Here is a 19295-nt window from a genome sequence, read left to right as displayed (position 1 = left end):
GGCGTCTCTCCCGGTGGCGGCCTGGCGGCGGGTCAGCGGCGGGCCGTCCGCGTGCTGACGTCGACCCACACCGCGATCGTGAGAATACTGCCTTTGACGATCATCTGCCAGTACGTATCGACGTCCAGCATCGACATGCCGTTGTCGAGGCTGGCCATGACCAGGGCGCCGATCAGGGCGCCATAGACGGTGCCGGCGCCACCGCGCATCGAGGTGCCGCCGATGAAGCAAGCGGCGATGGCGTCCAGCTCGCTGAACGTGCCGGCCGACGGCGACCCGGCGGCCAGCCGGCCGGTGTTGATCAGCCCGGCCAGCGCGCACATCAGTCCCATGATGCCGAAGATCCACAGCTTGACGGCGCGCACGTCGATGCCCGACAGGCGGGTCGCCTCCATATTGCTGCCGACGGCGTAGATGCGGCGGCCGAACACGGTCTGCGTGGTCATGTAGGTGAAGCCGCCCAGCAGCGCCAGCAGCAACAGCACCGGCAGCGGAATGCCCTCATAACCGTTCAGGGTGCGGATGAAGGCCAGCAGCAGCACGCCCGTCAGCAGCACCGAGGCCGCGTCGCGCCACAGCGGCGCCTGCGCCAATCCGTGCAGGGCGCGGCCGGCGCGCCGGCGCCAGGCCAGCACGGCGGCCAGCGCGAACAAGGCCCAGCCCAGCAACACGCCGGCCGATGCCGGCAGATAGGCCTGGCCCAGTTGCACCAGGCCATTCGAGACGGGCGCCACCGTGATGCCGCCCGTCACGCCCAGCAGCACGCCACGGTAGGTCAGCATGCCGCCCAGGCCGACGATGAAGGACGGGATGCCCCGGTAGGCCGTCAGGTAGCCATTGAACAGGCCCACCAGCAAGCCGCAGGCCAGCACCAGCGCCAGGTTCAAAGCCAGCGGCAGGTGCTGGCCCACGTCGAGCACGGCGGCCACGCCGCCCAGCAGCCCCAGCAACGAGCCCACCGACAGGTCGATCTCGCCGGCGATGATCACCAACACCATGCCGCAGGCCAGGATGCCGGTGACCGACATCTGCCGCAGCAGGTTGGACAGGTTGCGCGGCGAGACGAAGCCGCCCTCCGTCTTGGTGTAGAAAAAGGCCCAGATCACGGCGACGGCGATCCCCAGCGCCAGCATCTTGTACTGGCTGAACAATTGTTTGACGTTGTAGTTTTTCATGCCTTCGTTTCCGTTTCGTCGTTGCCGGCCGCCTGGTCCAGCGCGGCGGCCAGCACCATTTCCTGCGTCAAGCCCTGGTTGACGAAGTCGCCCCGCAGGCGGCCCTCTCCCATCACCAGCACCCGGTCCGACACGCCCAGCACCTCAGCCAGCTCGGACGACACCATGATGATGGCCACCCCCTGCGCCGCCAGTTCCAGCATCAGCTTGTAGATTTCGTACTTGGCGCCCACGTCGACGCCGCGCGTGGGTTCGTCGAGAATCAGCACCCGGGGCCGCGTCAGCAGCATCTTGGACAGCACGGCCTTTTGCTGGTTGCCGCCCGACAGGCTGGTGATCGGCAGCGCCGGACTGGCCGTCTTCAGCGCCAGTTGCGTGATCTGCTCGCGCACCACGCCGCCCTCGGCGTTGGCGTCGATCCGGGTGGCGCGGGCGAAGCGCCCCAGCACCGCCAGCGTGATGTTCTGGCCGACGTCGAGATCGGCCACGATGCCGTGCTGCTTGCGGTCCTCCGGCACCAGCGCCAGGCCGGCGCGAATCGCCTTCATCGGCGTGCTGGTGTCGATCTGCTGGCCGTCCAGCCACACCTGCGCCTCGCAGCGCCCTGGATAGGCGCCGAACAGCGCCGACACCAGCTCGGTGCGGCCGGCGCCCACCAACCCTGCCACGCCGAGGATCTCGCCACGGCGCAGCGAAAACGACACGTCGTCCACACGCTTGCGGCGCGGATTGTCCACGTCGTAGCAGGTCACGTGGCGCGCCTCGAACAGCAATTCGCCCGGCGTGTGGCGCGCGGGCGGATACATCTGGCTCATCTCGCGCCCGACCATCTGGGCGATGATGCGTTCGACGTTCATGTCGCGCATCGGCGTGGTGGCGATGTGCTGGCCATCGCGGATGACGACGATGGTGTCGCAGATGGCCGCCACCTCGTCGAGCTTGTGCGAGATGTAGATACAGGTCACGCCTTTGGCCTTGAGCGCGGCGATCAGTTCCAGCAGCACGGCGATCTCGGACGCGGTGAGCGACGACGATGGCTCGTCCAGGATCAGCAGTCTGGCGTCCTTGTTGAGCGCCTTGGCGATCTCCACCAGTTGCTGGTGGCCGCCGCCGTACTGCATCACCGGCAGCGCCACGTTCATATCGGGGATCTTCAATTCGCGCAGCAGTTCGTCGGCGCGGCGGTACATGGCCGGATAATCCATGCGGCCGCCCGGCAGCGTCAGTTCGCGGCCCATGAAGATGTTCTCGGCCACCGACAACTGCGGCACCAGCATCAGTTCCTGGTGGATGATGACGATGCCGGCCGCCTCGGTGTCGCGGATCGACTGCGCGCGCAGCGGCTGGCCGCGCCACAGGATCTCGCCGTCCCAGCTGCCGTGCGGGTAGACGCCGGACAGCACTTTCATCAGGGTCGACTTGCCGGCGCCGTTCTCGCCGCACAAGCCGATGCACTCGCCGGGCTTGACCTTGATGTCGATCCCGTTGAGCGCGCGGACGCCGCCAAATTGCTTGACGATGCCCTTCATTTCGAGCAAATAATCGGACATGCTGACTCTCGCAGAATAAGTGGACGCGGGGCCGCGGCGGACGGCTTGCCGCCGGCCGCGCCCGCGCCGGGAACGCTTATTGCGCGCTGATCTGAGCCTTGGTGTAGAAGCCGTCATCCACCAGCAGGTTGATGTTGGCCTTGGTCAGCGGGGTCGGTTTGAGCAGCACGGTGCTGACCTGCTTCAGGCCATTGTCGTAGCTCGCGTTGTAGCCCGGCTTTTCGCTGCGCGCCAGTTGCACGGCCAGCTTGGCCGCTTCCGACGCGATGGTCTTCAGCGGCTTGTAGACCGTCATGGCCTGGGTGCCGGCGATGACGCGTTTGACGGCCGCCAGATCCGCGTCCTGGCCCGACACGGGCACCTTGCCGCTCAGCTTCTGGGCGGCCAGCGCCTGGATCGCGCCGCCGGCGGTGCCGTCGTTGGAGGCGACGATGGCGTCGATCTTGTTGTTGTTAGCGGTCAGCGCATTCTCGACGATGGACAAGGCCTCGGTGGCGCTCCAGTCCTTCACCCATTGCTGGCCGACGATCTTGATGTCGCCCTTGTCGATGTAGGGCTTCAGCACCTTCATCTGGCCTTCGCGCAGCATCTTGGCGTTGTTGTCGGTCGGCGATCCACCCAGCAGGTAGTAGTTGCCCTTGGGCTGTACCTTGGTCACGCCCTCGGCCTGCATTTCGCCGACCTTCTCATTGTCGAACGAGATGTAGGCGTCGATGTCGGCGTTCAGGATCAGGCGGTCGTACGACAGCACCTTGATGCCGGCCTTCTTCGCCTCCTTGACCGTGTTGTTGAGCACCGTGGCGTTGAATGGCACGATCACCAGCACGTCCACGCCGCGCGAGATCAGGTTCTCGATCTGCGCGATCTGGCGCTGCTCGCTGGCGTCGGCCGATTGCACGTACACCTTGGCGCCCAGCTTCTCGGCCGAGGCGATGAAGAAATCGCGGTCGCGCGTCCAGCGCTCGACACGCAGATCGTCGATCGAAAATCCGATCTTGGGATGGTTGGCGTCGGCGCTGGCGCCGCCGCTGGCGCAGACCATCAGGGCGGTCATGGCGGACATGATGACGGTGCTGAACATCTTTTTCATTGCTAGTCTCCTGGAGGTTTTTATTGACTACGGGTGCTGCGGGGTACTGCAGATAAAGCGGATGCGAATGTGAATACGGATGCGGCGCGTCTATGGTGATGGTCAGTGGTTGTGGCGCGGCAGGTGCTGTCCCACGGCCCGGTACTGCAAGGCCAGTTCAAGGCAGGCGCCGTTCTCCAGCTGGCCTACCGTGGCGCGGTAGATCTGCTGCCACGGCGTCTGGCTGGGCGGCACCGGCGGCGCCGGCTCGCTGCGGCGGCGCGCCAGTTCAGCGTCGTCGACCAGCATGTCGCAGCGGCCCCGGTTCAGGTCGACCCGGATCATGTCGCCGCTGCGCAGCCAGGCCAGTCCACCGCCGGCGGCACTTTCAGGAGAGGCGTTCAGGATCGAAGGGCTGTCCGAGGTGCCCGACTGGCGGCCGTCGCCCAGCGTGGGCAGGTTCATCACCCCGCGCCGGACCAGCGCGTCCGGCGGCTGCATGTTGACCACCTCGGCGGAACCGGGCCATCCCAGCGGGCCGGCGCCGCGCATCACGAGGATGCAGTGCTCATCGATGGCGAGCGCCGGGTCGTTGATGCGGGCGTGGTAGTCGGCCGAGCCCTCGAACACCACGGCGCGCGCCTCGAACACCCCCTCGCTGCCCGGCGTGCTCAGATAGCGGGCCCGGAACTGGTCGGAGATGACGCTGGTCTTCATGATCGCGAAATCGAACAGGTTGCCGCGCAGCGTCAGGAAGCCGGCCCGCTCCTGCAATGGCGCCGCATAGGGACGCACCATCTCGCGGTCGCCGCTTTCGCGGCCGGCCAGGTTGTCTGCCATGGTTCTGCCGGTGACGGTGGGCCGTGCGGCGCGCAGGCGCCCGGCCTGCAGCAGTTCCCACATCACGGCCGGCACGCCACCAGCGCGGTGGAAACGCTCGCCCAGGTATTTGCCGGCCGGCTGCATGTTCAGCAGCAGCGGCACGTCGTAGCCGTATTCCATCCAGTCGGCCGATTCCAGCGTGACGCCGGCGTGGCGGGCCATCGCCATCAGGTGCGGCTGCGCGTTGGTGGAGCCGCCGATGGCGGCGTTGACGACGATGGCGTCGAGGAAGGCGTCGCGGGTCAGGATGGTGGACGGCCGCAGGTCGCTGCGCGCCATCTCGACGATGCGCCGCCCCGTCTCATAGGCGATCTGGCCCCGTTCGCGGTAGGGCGCGGGGATCGCGGCGCAGCCGGTCAACGACATGCCCAGCGCCTCGGCCAGCGCGTTCATGGTGGAGGCCGTGCCCATGGTGTTGCAGTGGCCGGCCGACGGCGCCGAGGCGGCCGCGATGTCGAGGAACTTCTCGCCGTCGATCTCGCCGGCCGCCATCTGGCGCCGGCCCTTCCAGATCGCGGCGCCGGAGCCGACCAGTTCACCATCCAGCCAGCCGTCGAGCATGGGGCCGCCCGACAGCACGATGGCGGGAATGTCGACCGTGGCGGCGGCCATCAACTGGGCCGGCGTGGTCTTGTCGCAGCCGGTGGTGAGCACCACCGCGTCGATCGGATAGCCATGCAGGATCTCGACCAGGCCCAGATAGGCCAGGTTGCGGTCCAGCGCCGCCGTCGGACGGCGGCAGTTCTCGAAGATCGGGTGAAGCGGGAATTCCATGGGGATGCCGCCTGCGTCGCGGATGCCGTCGCGCACCCGCTTGGCCAGCTCCAGGTGGATGCGGTTGCAGGGACTGAGGTCGCTGCCACTCTGGGCGATGCCGATCACGGGGCGGCCCGAGCGCAGTTCCGCCGCCGTCACGCCGTAGTTCATGAACCGTTCCAGGTACAGCGCGGTCAGGTCGATGTGTTCGGGATTGTCGAACCAGTCCTGCGAGCGGTAGCGCCGCGGCGCCGGCTGGCCGGCGCCCGTGGCCCGATCGCTGTCCTGGCCGGCCGGCATGGTGTGGTTGTGATCCTGCTTCATCGCCGTTCCTTACGCACCGTACCAGCCGGCGTCGACGAAGTAATTGCGGCCGGTGCAGCGGGCGGCGTTGTCCGAGGCGAGGAACAGCGCCAGCGCCGCCACGTCCTCCGGTTCCACGCGCTGCTTCAGGCACTGGCCGGCCAGGATCAATTGCTCCGCTTCCGGCGTGTGCCACAACGCGACCTGGCGTGGCGTGCGCACGGCGCCGGGAATGATGCAGTTGACGCGCACATTGTCCGCACCCAGGTCGCGCGCCAGGCCACAGGTCAGGCCCTCGATACCGGCCTTGGCCGTCATGTACAGCGCCAGCCGCGCCTGCGCCAAATGCCAGGAGATGGAGCCCAGGTTCAGGATCGCGCCGCCGCCGGCCCGCCGCATGCCCGGCGCCACGGCCTGCGCGCAAAAGAACTGGTGGCGCAGGTTGACGGCCATGCGCTCGTCCCAGTAGGCGGGGGTGACGTCGGCGACCTCGTGACGGTCGTCGTTGGCGGCGTTGTTAATCAACACATCGATGGGTCCGATGTCGCGCTCGATGGTGGCGAAGGTGGCGGCCAGCTGGTCGAGGTCCATCAGGTTGCATGGCATGAAGCGCGGCGCGCAGGCAGATTCGGACAGGCGCGCGGCCAGCGCGCGCGAGGGCGCGTCGGCGATGTCGAGGAAGATCACCTCGGCACCCTGCGCGGCGAAGGCTTCGACGATGGCGGCACCGATGCCGGTGCCGCCACCGGTGATGACGACGCGCTTGCGCGCCAGGCTGGGATAACTAGCGTAGATCATTGCTCTCTTTCGTTGCGGGTAATGTACTGAAGGTTGCGGCGGCCTGCGCGCCGCCCCATGTGCGCGCGGCTACGGGCGCGCGAAAGGCGTCAGGCCGCGTCGGGACAGGTCAGGCCGCGCCGGGCCAGGCTGGCGTACAGCGCGCGCACGCCATCGGTCCATGGCACGATGGCGTCGCTGCGCTGCACGTGGTTGACCAGCGCGCCCAGCGTGGCGGTGGCGATGGTGACCCGGTCGCCAAGATGGTGGGTGAAACCGGCGCCGCTGGCATCGCGGTCCTGGATCGGCGAGAACATGGTGCCGAGGAAGAGCATGAAGCCATCGGGATATTGATGGTGGCGCCCCAGCACCTGTCCCACCAGCTCGAGCGGGTCGCGGCTGATCTCGCGCATGTAGCTGGCGCCCTCCAGACGGAAATCATCGTCGGCGCCTTCAATCACCAGCCGCACTTCCGCGGCGCGGATGGAATCGAGCGTGAAACGGTCGTCGAACAGGCGGATAAAGGGGCCGATCGCGCAGGAACCGTTGTTGTCCTTGGCCTTGCCGAGCAACAGCGCGCTGCGGCCCTCGATGTCGCGCAGGTTGACGTCGTTGCCCAGCGTGGCGCCCAGCACGCGGCCGGCGCTGCTCACGGCCAGCACGATCTCCGGCTCCGGGTTGTTCCACTGCGAATCGGGATGCAAGCCGACGTCGGCGCCGCAGCCGACTGCGGACATGGGCTGCGACTTGGTGAACACTTCGGCATCGACGCCGATGCCCACTTCCATGTATTGGGACCAGGCGCCGCGCCGCTGCAGCTCGCGCTTCAATTGCAGCGCAGCGTCCGAGCCGGGCCGCAGCGCCGACAGGTCGGCGCCCAGGGACTGCTGCAGGGCGGCGCGCAGCGCGGCGGCGCGGGCCGCGTCGCCGCCGGCCTGTTCCTCGATGACGCGTTCGAGCAGGCTGACGGCGAAGGTCACGCCGCACGCCTTGATCGCCTGCAGATCGCAAGGCGCCAGCAGGCGCGGCGCGCCGGCTTCGGCCTGTCCCGCCAGGGCGTCGTCGAGCAGCGCCAGCACCGGGCCCAGCGACTCGCCGGCCGCGTCGCGGGCCAGCGCCAGCGGGTCCGGGCTGTCGAGCAGGTCGGACATGGTGGGCGCCGCAGCCGTGATGTCGAACACCTCGCCGCCGCGCACCGCGACCACGCTCGGGCCCTGCACCGTACCGCCGCGCCAGACCCGTCCAACAAGGACGGCGTGATGCGCATCGGTGGGAAGCAAAGCGGCGGCAGAGAGTCTTTTCATCGTCGTTCCGGTAGGCGGGTAAGGGCTGAAGGAGCCGCGCTGTATGCGCAGAGTCGGAACGATTGTGCCCGCCGGGTGGGGGTGCCGCAATTATGAAATTCACCAAGCCCGGTCATGATTATTGCGGCATGCGGGCCGCGCCGGCGTCGGCCGCCAGACCGCCGGCCTGCACCCGCCGCCACGTCATGAACTTACCCCGCCCGTGCCACTTTCTGATTGCGCAGCACGCACAGCATGTCCGCCGCCAGATGCGCGGCGGCCAATGCCGTGATCTCGCTGTGGTCGAACGGCGGCGCCACTTCCACCACGTCCATGCCCACCAGGTTGAGCGGCCCCATGGCGCGCACCAGCGCCAGCGCCTGGGCCGACGTCAGGCCGCCCGGCACCGGCGTGCCCGTGCCGGGCGCGTAGGCCGGATCGAGGCAATCGATATCGAACGTCAGATAGGCCGGGCGCGCGCCGACGATGGACAGGATGCGCTCCATGGTGGCGGCCGTGCCGTTGGCATGCACCCACGGCGCGTCGATCACGTTGAAGCCCATGAAGTCCTCGTTCCAGGTGCGGATGCCCACCTGCACCGAGGTGGCCGGATCGACCAGCCCTTCCTTGACGGCCTTGTAGAACATGGTGCCATGGTTGAGTGAATCGGGATTGTCATCGGCCCAGGTGTCGCAGTGGGCGTCGAAGTGGATCAGCGACAGCGGCTTGCCGTACTTTTCCGCATGGGCCTTGAGCAGCGGATAGGTGATGAAGTGGTCGCCGCCGAAGGTCAGCATCTTCGCGCCGCTGGCCAGGATGGTGCGGGCATGGTCGACGATGGTGGGAGCGATGGTCAGCGGATTGTGCGCGTCGAACCAGCAATCGCCGTAATCGATCACGGCCAGGTCCTCGAACGGATCGAAGCCCCACGGGAACGGCATCAGCTCGGCCAGCTGCACGCTGGCGGCGCGCACGGCGGCCGGCCCCAGGCGCGCGCCGGGACGGAAGGTGGTGGACAGGTCGAGCGGGATGCCGGAAATGGCCACGTCCACCCCGGCGAGCTCGCGCGTATAGTTGCGGCGCATGAAACTGAGCACGCCCGCGTAAGTGTTTTCCGGATTGCTGCCGTACAGCGACTGGCGGCGGATCGCGCCGTCGCCCTTGATTTCTGCGCTCATGAGATTCCTGATATGAATGGTTGACATGGATGGTGATGCGGTGTTGCTCTGACATCCATTCTGCAAGGGATGCAACGCCGTGTAAAATGAACGATATCGTTCAACTCATTAGTTATTTTCATAGCTCATGGAAAAACGCCTGCCCCCGCTGCAAAGCCTGCTGGCCTTTGACGCCACCGCCCGCCTGGGCAGTTTCACCAAGGCGGCGCAGGAACTGGCGCTGACCCAGTCCGCCATCAGCCACCAGATCCAGCACTTGGAGCAATGGGTGGGGCAGGCCCTGTTCAGCCGGCTGGGACGGGGCGTGAAGCTCACGTCGGCGGGCGAACTGTTCAGCCAGACCGTGGCCAGCGCGCTCAACACCTTGCGCGACGGGCGCGAACGCATCGAGCCGTATCGCAATCCCGATTCCGTGCTGCTGGCCTGCAGCGCCGACTTCGCGGCCGGCTGGCTGATGCCGCGCCTGTCCCAACTGCGCGCGCGCTACCCGCGCATGGAAGTGTGGCTGATCACCGAGGACGAGCTGCGCGAAATCGACCGCATCGACGTTGACCTGATCATCTCCACCCAGGAACTGGGCGGCGAACAAATGCGTTCCGTGCCGCTGCTGGACGACCACGCGCTGGCCGTGTGCGGCGCCGGGAGCGCGGCGCGGCTGCTGCCGCTGCCCTTCCCCGACGTGCTGGCGGCGGCGCCGCTGATCATCGACGAGCACTATCCAGAATGGGCGCCGTGGCTGGCCGCGCAAGGCGTGGCGACCACGCGCGCCATCACCATCGACGCGGCGCGGCTGCGGCTGGACGCGGCGCAGGAGGAGCTGGGCATCGCCATGGTCTCGCGCCTGCATGCGGAAGGCGCGCTGCGGCGCGGCCTGGTGCACGCGCTGCCCCAGGTGCCCACGGTGGCGCTGCCGCGCCTGTGGCTGACCCGCTCCACACTCACGCCGCGCACGCCGGCCGTGCAACTGGCGTTCGACTGGCTGTGCGAGGTGGGCGCCGTTGCCGCATAATTTCCCCACCAGGCAGAACCCGCCCACCGATTTTTGAAGGTGAAGGATGTCGACCGCAACCGATCCCCATACCCGCATGAACACCGCCGCCTGCAGGCAGGGGCGTTGATGATCACGCGCCTGCTGCTGCCCACCGGCGCCAGCGCCGCCGCCCTGCCACTGCTGCAAGGCCGGGCGCTGCGCGCGTTCGCCGACGGCTACGTCGCCGTGCTGCTGCCTGCCTACCTGATCGCGCTGGGACTGGACACGTGGACGGTGGGCCTGGTCGCCACCGCCACCCTGCTCGGTTCGGCCCTCGCCACGCTGGCCATTGGCGCGTGGGGGCACCGCGTCCACCACGGCCGCCTGCTGCTGGGCGCAGCCGTGCTGATGTCCGCCACAGGCTTTGCCTTCGCCGCCAGTTCCACGTTCTGGCCACTGCTGCTGGTGGCCTTTGTCGGCACGCTCAATCCCAGCGCAGGCGACGTCAGCCTGTTCCTGCCGCTGGAACACGCACGCATCGCGGAGGCGGCCGACGGTGAGCAACGTACGGCGCTGTTCGCCCGATACAGCTTGCTGGGTTCCCTGCTGTCCGCGTTTGGTGCGCTGGCGGCCGCCCTGCCGGCCCATATCGCCACGTGGAGCGGGCTGTCCCCATTGGCGGCGCTGCGCTGCATGTTCGTGCTCTATGGCCTGATCGGTTGCATGGTGTGGCTGCTGTATCGCAAGCTACCCAGGCCGCATGACGAGGCGCGCAAGCCGCCCGCGCCGCTGGGCCCATCGCGCGCCATCGTGATGCGCCTGGCCGCGCTTTTCTCGGTCGACTCATTCGCCGGGGGATTGGTGGTCAACGCGCTGCTGGCGTACTGGTTGTTCCGGCGTTTCGACCTGTCGCTGGCGGCGGCGGGACAGTTCTTCTTCTGGTCCGGCCTGTGCTCGGCCGCGTCGCAACTGGCCGCGCCGCTGCTGGCCCGGCGCATCGGGCTGCTCAACACCATGGTCTTTACCCACATTCCCGCCAGCGTATGCCTGATCGCGGCCGCTTTTACGCCCGGCCTCGGTGTCACGCTGGGACTGCTGATCGTGCGGTCGCTGCTGTCGCAGATGGATGTGCCAGCGCGCAGCGCCTTCGTGATGGCGGTCGTCACGCCGGAAGAGCGGGCGGCGGCGGCCAGCTTCACGCTGGTGCCCAAGAGCCTCGCCTCGGCCGCCGCGCCTAGCATCGGCGGCGCCTTGTTCGCGGCCGGCCTGCTGGCCGCGCCGCTGGTGGCCTGCGGCGTACTGAAGATCGCCTATGACCTGGCCATCTGGCGCAGTTTTCGCGCGCACGGGCGTTGAACGGCGCTGCGGTGCGCCTTTTCCCCCGATTTGAAATTTTATTGAATTAACATCAAATTCCAGTTGCATATCTATCACGTGTCAGATATTCTTTACACGTGATATGAACGCACGAACACATGGATGGCGGCCATCAACGAAGCGCCATCCAGGTCACCCCACCGCAACTGGAGAATGCGCATGAATACGAAGAACAAGAACGCCCGTATCGCCGGCCTGGTCTACTTGTTGTTGATCCTGATCGCCCCTTTCCGCCTGATCTACATCCCCGGCAAGCTGTTCGTCGACGGCGACGCGGCGGCGACCATCCACAACATCGCCGCCCATGACATGCTGTTCCGCCTGGGCCTGGTGGGCGACCTGGTGACGGCCGTCGTCAGCCTGCTGCTGACCTACACCCTGTACCGCCTGTTCAAAGATACCGACCGCCACCTCGCCTTGCTGATGCTCATGCTGGGCTTCATGGACACGCCGCTGTATTTCTTCAACGCCCTGAACGACATGGCCACGCTGGTGCTGGCGCATGGCGCCGATTTCCTGTCCGGCTTCGACACGGCCCAGCGCGACGGACTGGCCATGCTGTTCCAGCGCATGCACGGCCTGATGACCAATGCCTCGGAAATCTTCTGGGGTCTGTGGCTGTTCCCGCTGGCGCTGCTCGCCCACCGCAGCGGCTTCGTGCCCCGCTTCGTGGCCATCTGGCTGACCGTCAACGGCGTCGCCTACCTGGCGCTCAGCTTCACCGGTTTGCTGCTGCCGCAATATAACGACACGGTGGCCAACATCGCCTTCCCCTTCCAGCTGGGCGAGATCGCGTTCATGCTGTGGATACTGATCAAGGGAGCGCAGCCCCGGCTGGTGGCCGTGCATGGCGCCCGGGCGGCTTGAGGAAAGCAGGTGAAGCTCTCGACCAAGGCACCCGCTCGGTTTTGAACCGCTGTATTGGTGGTGTTCGAATGAATTCAGAGGAAAATTCTTGCATTGCGAAACTGCAAGATTCAGCGGCTTCAGACCTACCATTGAGCGTCATCCCCACCTGAAAGCGGTAAAATGGCGGGTTAAGCGCGCGGGCCCATCGCGCTCGCGCAAAACCAGACTCATCGCACCGCCGAAAAAGAACCAATGACCACCGTTCCCAACGAAATCAACGCCGCCGCCGTCAAGAATAGCCCCACCGAAAAAGTCACGCCAATGATGCAGCAATATTTACGCATCAAGGCCGAGCATCCGACGATGTTGGTGTTCTACCGCATGGGCGACTTCTACGAGCTGTTCCACGAGGACGCCGAGAAGGCGGCGCGCCTGCTGGGCATCACGCTGACGGCGCGCGGTTCGCAGGGCGGCCAACCGATCAAGATGTGCGGCGTGCCGTTCCATTCGCTGGAGGGCTACCTGGCCAAGCTGGTCAAGATCGGCGAGTCGTGCGCCATCTGCGAACAGATCGGCGATCCGGCCACCAGCAAGGGCCCGGTCGAACGCAAGGTGGTGCGGGTGGTCACGCCCGGCACGCTGACGGATGCGGACCTGCTGCCCGAAAAGGCCGAACGCCCGCTGCTGGCCATGTGCCTGATCAGCCAGCGCAAGGTGGTCACGGCCGGCCTGGCCTGGCTGTCGCTGGCCAGCGGCGCGCTCAAACTAATGGAGTTCTCGGGCGACAGCCACACCGTCAACACCCGCATGTTGCAGGAGCTGGAGCGCATCGCGCCGGCCGAGATCCTGCGCGGCGATAACGCGGACCTGTTCGAGGAAACTACGATCTGCCACGTGAACCGCGTCCCCGACTGGCACTTCGACGTGGTTAGCGGCCACAAGGCGCTGCTGGACCAGCTGGGCGTGGCCACGCTGACCGGCTTTGGCGCCGACGGCCTGGGCGCCGCGTTCGGCGCGGCCGGCGCGCTGCTGCGCTATGCCCAGTCGACCCAGGGTCGCGGCCTGCAGCACGTGCGCAGCCTGACCACGGAAACGGAGAACGAATTCATCGGCCTGGACGCGGCCACCCGCCGCAACCTGGAACTGACGGAGACCATCCGTGGCCAGGAATCGCCCACCCTGTTCTCGCTGCTCGACCACTGCCGCACGGCCATGGGCTCGCGCCTGCTGCGCTACTGGCTGCACCACGCGCAGCGCGCGCAAACGGTGGCGCGCGCGCGCCACGAGGCAATCGGCGCTCTGGCTGCCAGTGACGTGACGGGCGCGCTGTCGGCCACGCTGGCGCAGGTGCCCGACATCGAACGCATCACCACCCGCATCGCGCTGCTGTCGGCCCGCCCGCGCGACCTGGCCAGCCTGCGCGACGGCCTGCAGCAGCTGCCGGCCCTGCGCCACGGCATGCAGCGCAGCCTGACCGGCGGCGAAGACAGCCTGCTGGCGCAAACCTGCGCGGCCCTGTCCACGCCGTCCGAGTGCCTGGACCTGCTGGTGCGCGCCGTGGCGCCGGAACCGGCGGCCATGGTGCGCGACGGCGGCGTGTTCGCACGCGGCTTCGACGCGGAACTCGACGAGCTGCGTGCGCTGTCAGAGAACGCGGGCCAGTTCCTGGTCGACCTGGAAACGCGCGAGCGGGCCCGCACCGGCATCGCCAACCTGCGCGTCGAATACAACAAGGTGCACGGCTTCTACATCGAAGTCACGCACGGCCAGACCACCAAGGTGCCGGACGATTACCGCCGCCGCCAGACGCTGAAGAACGCCGAGCGCTACATCACGCCGGAACTGAAGGCCTTCGAAGACAAGGCGCTATCGGCGCAGGACCGCGCGCTGGCGCGCGAGAAGCTGCTGTACGACCAGTTGCTGGCCGACCTGGCGCCGCACATCGGTACGCTGCAAACCATCTCGCAGGCGCTGGCGCGGCTCGACGCGCTGACCGCCCTCACCCAGCACGCGCTGCGCCACAACTGGTGCGCGCCGCAACTGGTGGCCGAGCCATGCATCAACATCGCCGAAGGCCGCCATCCGGTGGTGGAAAACCAGATCGAGCGCTTCATCGCCAACGACTGTCGCTTCGTCAACGAACGCCGGCTGCTGCTGATCACGGGCCCCAACATGGGCGGTAAGTCGACCTTCATGCGCCAGGTGGCGCTGATCACGCTGCTGGCCTACGTGGGCAGCTACGTGCCGGCCACCAGCGCCGTGATCGGCCCGATCGACCGCATCTTCACCCGCATCGGCGCCACCGACGATCTGGCCGGCGGCCGTTCCACGTTCATGGTGGAGATGACCGAGGCGGCCGCCATCCTGAACGGCGCCACCGAACACTCGCTGGTGCTGATGGATGAAGTGGGCCGCGGCACCTCCACCTTCGACGGCCTGGCGCTGGCCTGGGCCATCGCGCGCCACCTGATCGACACCAGCCGCAGCTTCTCGCTGTTCGCCACCCACTACTTCGAACTGACCCAGCTGCCGGAGAGCCATCCGACTGCGGCCAACGTCCACCTGTCGGCGGTGGAACACAAGGACAGCATCGTGTTCCTGCACGCCGTGCAGGACGGCCCGGCCTCGCAGAGCTACGGCTTACAGGTGGCGCAGCTGGCCGGCGTGCCGCAGCCCGTGATCCGGGCCGCCCGCAAGCACCTGGCGCGGCTGGAGGCGCAGGCTTTGGACGCCACGCCGCAGCTGGACCTGTTCGCCGCCCCGGTGGTAGACGCGGACGACGAGGTGGTGACGCCGGCACCGGCAGCAGAGAACCCGGCCGTCCAGACCCTGCTGGATGCGCTCGACGCGCTGGACCCGGACGCGCTGTCGCCGCGCGAAGCGCTGGAGCGCCTGTACGAGATCAAACGCCTGGCGCAACCGGCCCTGGCATGATGTCGCACGCCGGCTCGCCACTCCGTCGCCCGTTGGCAGCGCTGGTGGCGCTGACTTTGGCCTGCGCCGCACCAGGCGCATGGGCTGGTGGACGCGCAACGCCGGCATCCGCCGCCAGTCCGGCGCCCGGCTCGCGCAACGCACCATTCCAGTTCAGCGTGATCGGCCACGTCTGGCGCGACAGCGGCGGTGGTGTTGACAGCGTCGGCGACGAGTCGGCGCTGCGGCGCGCCCTTGCCGACGCGGGCGCCGCCAGTCCCGCGTTCATCGTGGCCACCGGCGTCAAGGCCGGCGCGGAACCGTGCAGCGACAAGCTGTATGGCCAGCGCCGCCAACTGTTCAACGAGGTGGAAGTGCCGCTGATCGTGTCGCTGGCCGGCAGCGACTGGACCGAGTGCCTCAATTCAGCGGGCCGCTCGAACGCCATCGAACGCCTGAACCGGCTGCGCGAATTGCTGTTCACCGACAGCCAGTCGCTGGGCGGACGGCGCCTGACGCTCACGCGCCAATCCGGCACGGCCAAGTTCCGCAGCTACGCGGAGAATGCGCACTGGGAGGTTGGCAACGTGCTGTTCGCCACCATCAACCTGCCCGCCAAGAACAACCACTTCCGCCCCGAGGCCGGCCGCAACAGCGAGTACGAGGACCGGCTGGTGGCCAACCGCGCCTGGCTGCACCGGCTGTTCGCGTTGGCCGAGCACCGCAAGCTCGATGGCCTGGTACTGTTCTCGGACGGCGACGTCGGCCTGCAGGCGGAACGCGGCTTCTCGCTGCTATCGGGCTTCCTGCCCAAACAGGATGGCTACGCCGAGCCGCGGCGGCAAATCCGCAACCTGGCGGAGCAATACAAAGGAACGGTGCTGCTGGTGGACGCCCAGGGGACGGGCAGTGAACCGGCCATCAACTGGCACGGCAAGGTGGGACATCTGAGCCTGGCCGCCGACTGGGCCGAGGTGCGCGTGGCGCCCGGCGCCGCCACCCTGTTTGTCGTCAAGGGCGGCAACGCGGACGCGGCGGCGCAATAAACGCATGCCCGCATGGCCGCGCTTGGCGGCCGATGCGGCTGCGGCGTACTGCCTTAGTGGATCGGGTGGATGGCGACGTGATCGCCTTCTTCGCCTTCGTCACCGTCGTCGCCATGGTGATGGCCGTGGGCGCCGTGCACGTGTTCGTGGGCGATCTCTTCCTCGGTGGCGTGGCGCACTTCGGCTACGCTCAGCGAGAAGCGCAGCGCCATGCCGGCCAGCGGATGGTTACCGTCCAATACCACCTTGTCTTCCGCGATGTCGGTCACGGTGAAGATCATGGCTTCCTCGTCGGCGCCGTCCGGCATGCCTTCGAACTGCATGCCCACTTCCAGCGGCTCGGGCAGGCGGCTGCGGTCTTCCACCTTGACCAGGGCCGGATCGTAATCGCCGAACGCATCTTCCGGCTCGATCTGGATGATGGACGAATAGCCCACTTCCTTGCCGTCCAGTTCTTCCTCGATCTTTGGCAGGGTGTTCTCGTAGCCGCCGTGCAGGTAAACCATGGGCTCGCGGCCGTCTTCGATCAGATTGTCCTGCGCGTCGGACAGTTTGTAGTTCACAGTCACGACCATGTTCTTGGCAATCTTCATTGTTGTATCCTTTCTGTAGTGAGCAGGCAGATTATACAGCCTGGCCTCACGCGCCGCCGGAAAAGCCGCATCGCGAAGCCGCCGCCGGCCGGGCCCGATTGTTATAATGGGGCATGAAAAAATTACCTCTCCTCGGCAACATCACGCCCGCCCAGTTCCTCAGCGAATACTGGCACAAGAAACCCCTGCTGATCCGTCAGGCCATTCCCGGCTTCAAGCCGCTGGTGAGCCTGGACGCGCTGCAAGCGATGGCCACCAAGGACCACGTGGAATCGCGCCTGGTGACCTCCACCGGCGGCCACTGGAACCTGCAGCACGGCCCGCTCGAACACCTGCCGCCGCGCACTCAGAAGGAATGGACCCTGCTGGTACAGGGCGTCAACCTGCACGACGCCAAGGCCGACGCGCTGCTGCGCCAGTTCCGCTTCTTGCCCGACGCGCGCCTGGACGACCTGATGATCAGCTTCGCCACGGACGGCGGCGGCGTCGGTCCCCATTTCGACTCGTACGACGTGTTCCTGCTGCAAGCGCAAGGCCAGCGCCGCTGGCGCATCGGCCCGCAGAAGGACCTGGGCCTGATCGAAGGGCTGCCGCTCAAGATCCTGTCCAAGTTCAAACCCAACGAGGAATACGTGCTGGAGCCGGGCGACATGCTGTACCTGCCGCCGCACTACGCGCACGACGGCGTGGCCATCGGCGACTGCCAGACCTATTCCATCGGTTTCCGTTCGCCGTCCTACCAGGAGCTGGGCGAAGCGTTCCTGCAGTTCATGGCCGATTCGATCGACCTGCCCGGCCGCTACGCCGACCCGGAACTGGAAGCGACCAGCAAGCCGGCCGAGATCCCGCGCGACATGCTGGCCACCATCGCCGACGAACTGAACAAGGTGCGCTTCACCGAGGACGACGTCACCATCTTCCTGGGAGAGCACCTGTCCGAGCCCAAGCACAATGTGTTCTTCACGGGGCCGACCAAGCCGCTCACGGTGGGCAAGTTCGCCGAGGCAGCCGCCAAGAAAGGGCTGGTCCTGTCGCGCAAGACGCAGATGCTGTACCGTGGCAAGCACGTGTTCATCAACGGCGAATCGTTCGCCATCGGCCGCGCCGACAAGGTCACGCTGGAAGCGCTGGCCAACCAGCGCGCGCTGGACGGCGCGGCCATCGCCAGCGCGTCGGACGACGTGATGGATGCGCTCTACACCTGGTACCAGGACGGCTGGATCGAACTGGGCTGATTGGCCCGTCACTCAGGAGGCTCCGTGGACAAGCAAACGCGCGCGTTTTCGACCCGTCTGGAATTCGAGCAGCTGCTGCAGCTGTGCCTGTCCCGGGCCCGGCTCCAGCTGCGCATGTTCGACCCCGACTTCGCGCTCTGGCAACTGGGCAGCAGCGCCACGGACGCCATCCTGCGCCCGTTTCTCAGCGGCGGCGGCACGCTGCAACTGGTCGCCCACAGCAATGCCCGCCTGGAGCGCGACGCGCCCCGCTTCCTGCGTTTGCTCAAGGACTATGGCCACGCCATCGAATGCCGGCTCACCCACAAGAACCTGCGCCAGCTGACCGATTCGTTCTGCATCGGCGACGGCCAGGACCAGGTGCGCCGCTTCCACGCCGACCACCTGCGCGGCGAGGCCGTGTTCGGCTCGCCGCCCGACACGCAAGTCTGCACGGAACGCTTTATTGCCATCTGGCAGGAATCTTCACCCGGTTTACATGCAAGTACGACTGGCTTATGAGCCAGATCAAGGTAAAATGCGGGGTGCGCGTTTGGATACCGGTGATAGGGTGACAATTCCGTTCCACGGGGTTTGAAACGAAATGTTGCGATATCGCAAAATAGTTATAAAAAACGATTGATTGCGCTATTGCGACGCACCAAAAATCGCTATAATATTCGGTTAGGAAGTTTCCGTTGTCTGGCAGGCACCTCTATGGTACGAAAAGCCTTCGAAGACGACCTAATGAGCGATAATTACCGGTAATTATTCATCGCAACAATGTTGTTTTTAATTTTGAATTAATTAAGGAAAACCCCATGAAAAAATCCCTGCTGATCGTCTCCCTGCTGGCTGTTGCTCTGGCTGCTTGCTCGAAAAAAGAAGAAGCTCCTGCCGCTCCTGCTCCAGTAGCCGCTCCTGAAGCCGCTGCTCCTGCTGCTCCTGCCGCTGCTGCTCCTGCCGCTTCGGACGCTGCTGCTCCTGCCGCTGCTGCTCCTGCCGCTTCGGACGCCGCTGCTGCTCCTGCCGCTTCGGCTGCTTCGGCTGCTTCCGCTGCTTCGAAGTAATCAGCTTGTGTAAAGAAGCCGGTCTACGGGCCGGCTTTTTTACGCCTGAACTTCAAGAGACCGGCCATTGGGCCGGTTTTTTTACGCCCCTACAATAGGCGTTGCCACACGTCATGCCTTCAATATAGTTCAGCCAGTTTCATAATCAAGGCATGCGGCGCAAAAAAAATCTATGGTCACCCTCTTTTTTGCAAGCTGATTTTTTGTATGCTGTAAGAAGGCTCGCTTAAATCTATCCGGCGTCTAATTGGAGATGTACTCCGCGCCACGATGAGAGTCGCGCCTGTCGG

At 66.4% G+C, this 19295-nt stretch carries 16 protein-coding genes; 8 read left to right on the top strand and 8 right to left on the bottom strand.

Features of this window, described 5'->3' with window-relative positions:
- Positions 1 to 32: 32 nt before the first annotated feature.
- The 7 genes from H3H37_RS23895 to speB form a co-directional block, all read right to left on the bottom strand.
- Positions 33 to 1175 (bottom strand): sugar ABC transporter permease, encoded by a 1143-nt coding sequence (locus tag H3H37_RS23895; RefSeq protein ID WP_182167234.1) that lies wholly within the window; start codon positions 1173 to 1175, stop codon positions 33 to 35.
- On the bottom strand, positions 1172 to 2725 hold the full coding sequence (xylG, locus tag H3H37_RS23890) for a D-xylose ABC transporter ATP-binding protein (protein ID WP_182167232.1): 1554 nt from the start codon (positions 2723 to 2725) through the stop codon (positions 1172 to 1174). The genes H3H37_RS23895 and xylG overlap by 4 nt, the downstream gene beginning before the upstream one ends.
- Before the next feature lie 76 nt (positions 2726 to 2801).
- On the bottom strand, positions 2802 to 3788 hold the full coding sequence (gene xylF, locus H3H37_RS23885) for a D-xylose ABC transporter substrate-binding protein (protein ID WP_375540030.1): 987 nt from the start codon (positions 3786 to 3788) through the stop codon (positions 2802 to 2804).
- Positions 3789 to 3917: 129 nt separating this feature from the next.
- A complete protein-coding gene (locus H3H37_RS23880) occupies positions 3918 to 5732 on the bottom strand; it encodes an IlvD/Edd family dehydratase (protein ID WP_182167280.1) in 1815 nt (604 codons plus the stop codon).
- A 33-nt stretch (positions 5733 to 5765) separates the two neighbouring features.
- Complete coding sequence (gene xylB, locus H3H37_RS23875) at positions 5766 to 6533, bottom strand: D-xylose 1-dehydrogenase (protein ID WP_182167228.1); 768 nt, start codon at positions 6531 to 6533, stop codon at positions 5766 to 5768.
- Positions 6534 to 6622: 89 nt separating this feature from the next.
- Complete coding sequence (locus H3H37_RS23870) at positions 6623 to 7816, bottom strand: fumarylacetoacetate hydrolase family protein (protein WP_182167227.1); 1194 nt, start codon at positions 7814 to 7816, stop codon at positions 6623 to 6625.
- Between the two features lie 191 nt (positions 7817 to 8007).
- Positions 8008 to 8973 (bottom strand): agmatinase, encoded by a 966-nt coding sequence (gene speB, locus H3H37_RS23865; RefSeq protein ID WP_182167226.1) that lies wholly within the window; start codon positions 8971 to 8973, stop codon positions 8008 to 8010.
- Positions 8974 to 9100: 127 nt separating this feature from the next.
- Here speB and H3H37_RS23860 point away from each other — a divergent pair, with 127 nt between their 5' ends.
- The 5 genes from H3H37_RS23860 (at position 9101) to H3H37_RS23840 (ending at position 16128) form a co-directional block, all read left to right on the top strand.
- Entirely contained in the window at positions 9101 to 9982 is an 882-nt protein-coding gene (locus H3H37_RS23860; protein WP_182167225.1) for a LysR substrate-binding domain-containing protein, read from the top strand.
- Positions 9983 to 10090: 108 nt separating this feature from the next.
- On the top strand, positions 10091 to 11299 hold the full coding sequence (locus H3H37_RS23855; RefSeq protein ID WP_182167224.1) for an MFS transporter: 1209 nt from the start codon (positions 10091 to 10093) through the stop codon (positions 11297 to 11299).
- Between the two features lie 180 nt (positions 11300 to 11479).
- A complete protein-coding gene (locus H3H37_RS23850) occupies positions 11480 to 12187 on the top strand; it encodes a DUF4386 domain-containing protein (protein ID WP_182167223.1) in 708 nt (235 codons plus the stop codon).
- A 234-nt stretch (positions 12188 to 12421) separates the two neighbouring features.
- On the top strand, positions 12422 to 15103 hold the full coding sequence (mutS, locus tag H3H37_RS23845; RefSeq protein WP_182167222.1) for a DNA mismatch repair protein MutS: 2682 nt from the start codon (positions 12422 to 12424) through the stop codon (positions 15101 to 15103).
- Positions 15104 to 15147: 44 nt separating this feature from the next.
- Positions 15148 to 16128: a hypothetical protein gene (locus H3H37_RS23840; RefSeq protein WP_182167220.1), complete on the top strand. Its 981-nt coding sequence runs from the start codon at positions 15148 to 15150 to the stop codon at positions 16126 to 16128.
- Positions 16129 to 16181: 53 nt separating this feature from the next.
- Here the strand turns inward: H3H37_RS23840 and H3H37_RS23835 are convergent, their stop codons facing one another.
- Positions 16182 to 16721: an FKBP-type peptidyl-prolyl cis-trans isomerase gene (locus H3H37_RS23835; RefSeq protein ID WP_182167218.1), complete on the bottom strand. Its 540-nt coding sequence runs from the start codon at positions 16719 to 16721 to the stop codon at positions 16182 to 16184.
- Positions 16722 to 16834: 113 nt separating this feature from the next.
- Between H3H37_RS23835 and H3H37_RS23830 the strand changes: the two genes are divergently transcribed.
- The 3 genes from H3H37_RS23830 (at position 16835) to H3H37_RS23820 (ending at position 19005) form a co-directional block, all read left to right on the top strand.
- The gene (locus H3H37_RS23830; RefSeq protein WP_182167216.1) at positions 16835 to 17956 is read left to right on the top strand and encodes a cupin domain-containing protein; all 1122 of its coding nucleotides are present in this window, start codon (positions 16835 to 16837) and stop codon (positions 17954 to 17956) included.
- 24 nt (positions 17957 to 17980) lie between these two features.
- Entirely contained in the window at positions 17981 to 18457 is a 477-nt protein-coding gene (locus H3H37_RS23825) for a DUF7931 domain-containing protein (RefSeq protein WP_182167214.1), read from the top strand.
- A gap of 299 nt (positions 18458 to 18756) precedes the next feature.
- A complete protein-coding gene (locus H3H37_RS23820; protein WP_182167212.1) occupies positions 18757 to 19005 on the top strand; it encodes a hypothetical protein in 249 nt (82 codons plus the stop codon).
- Positions 19006 to 19295 lie beyond the last annotated feature (290 nt).

The sequence above is a fragment of the Rugamonas brunnea genome (genome assembly GCF_014042345.1).
Lineage (GTDB): Bacteria > Pseudomonadota > Gammaproteobacteria > Burkholderiales > Burkholderiaceae_D > Rugamonas > Rugamonas brunnea.
Note: the sequence above shows the minus strand (reverse complement) of the source record. Positions and strands in the feature narration are given on the sequence as shown.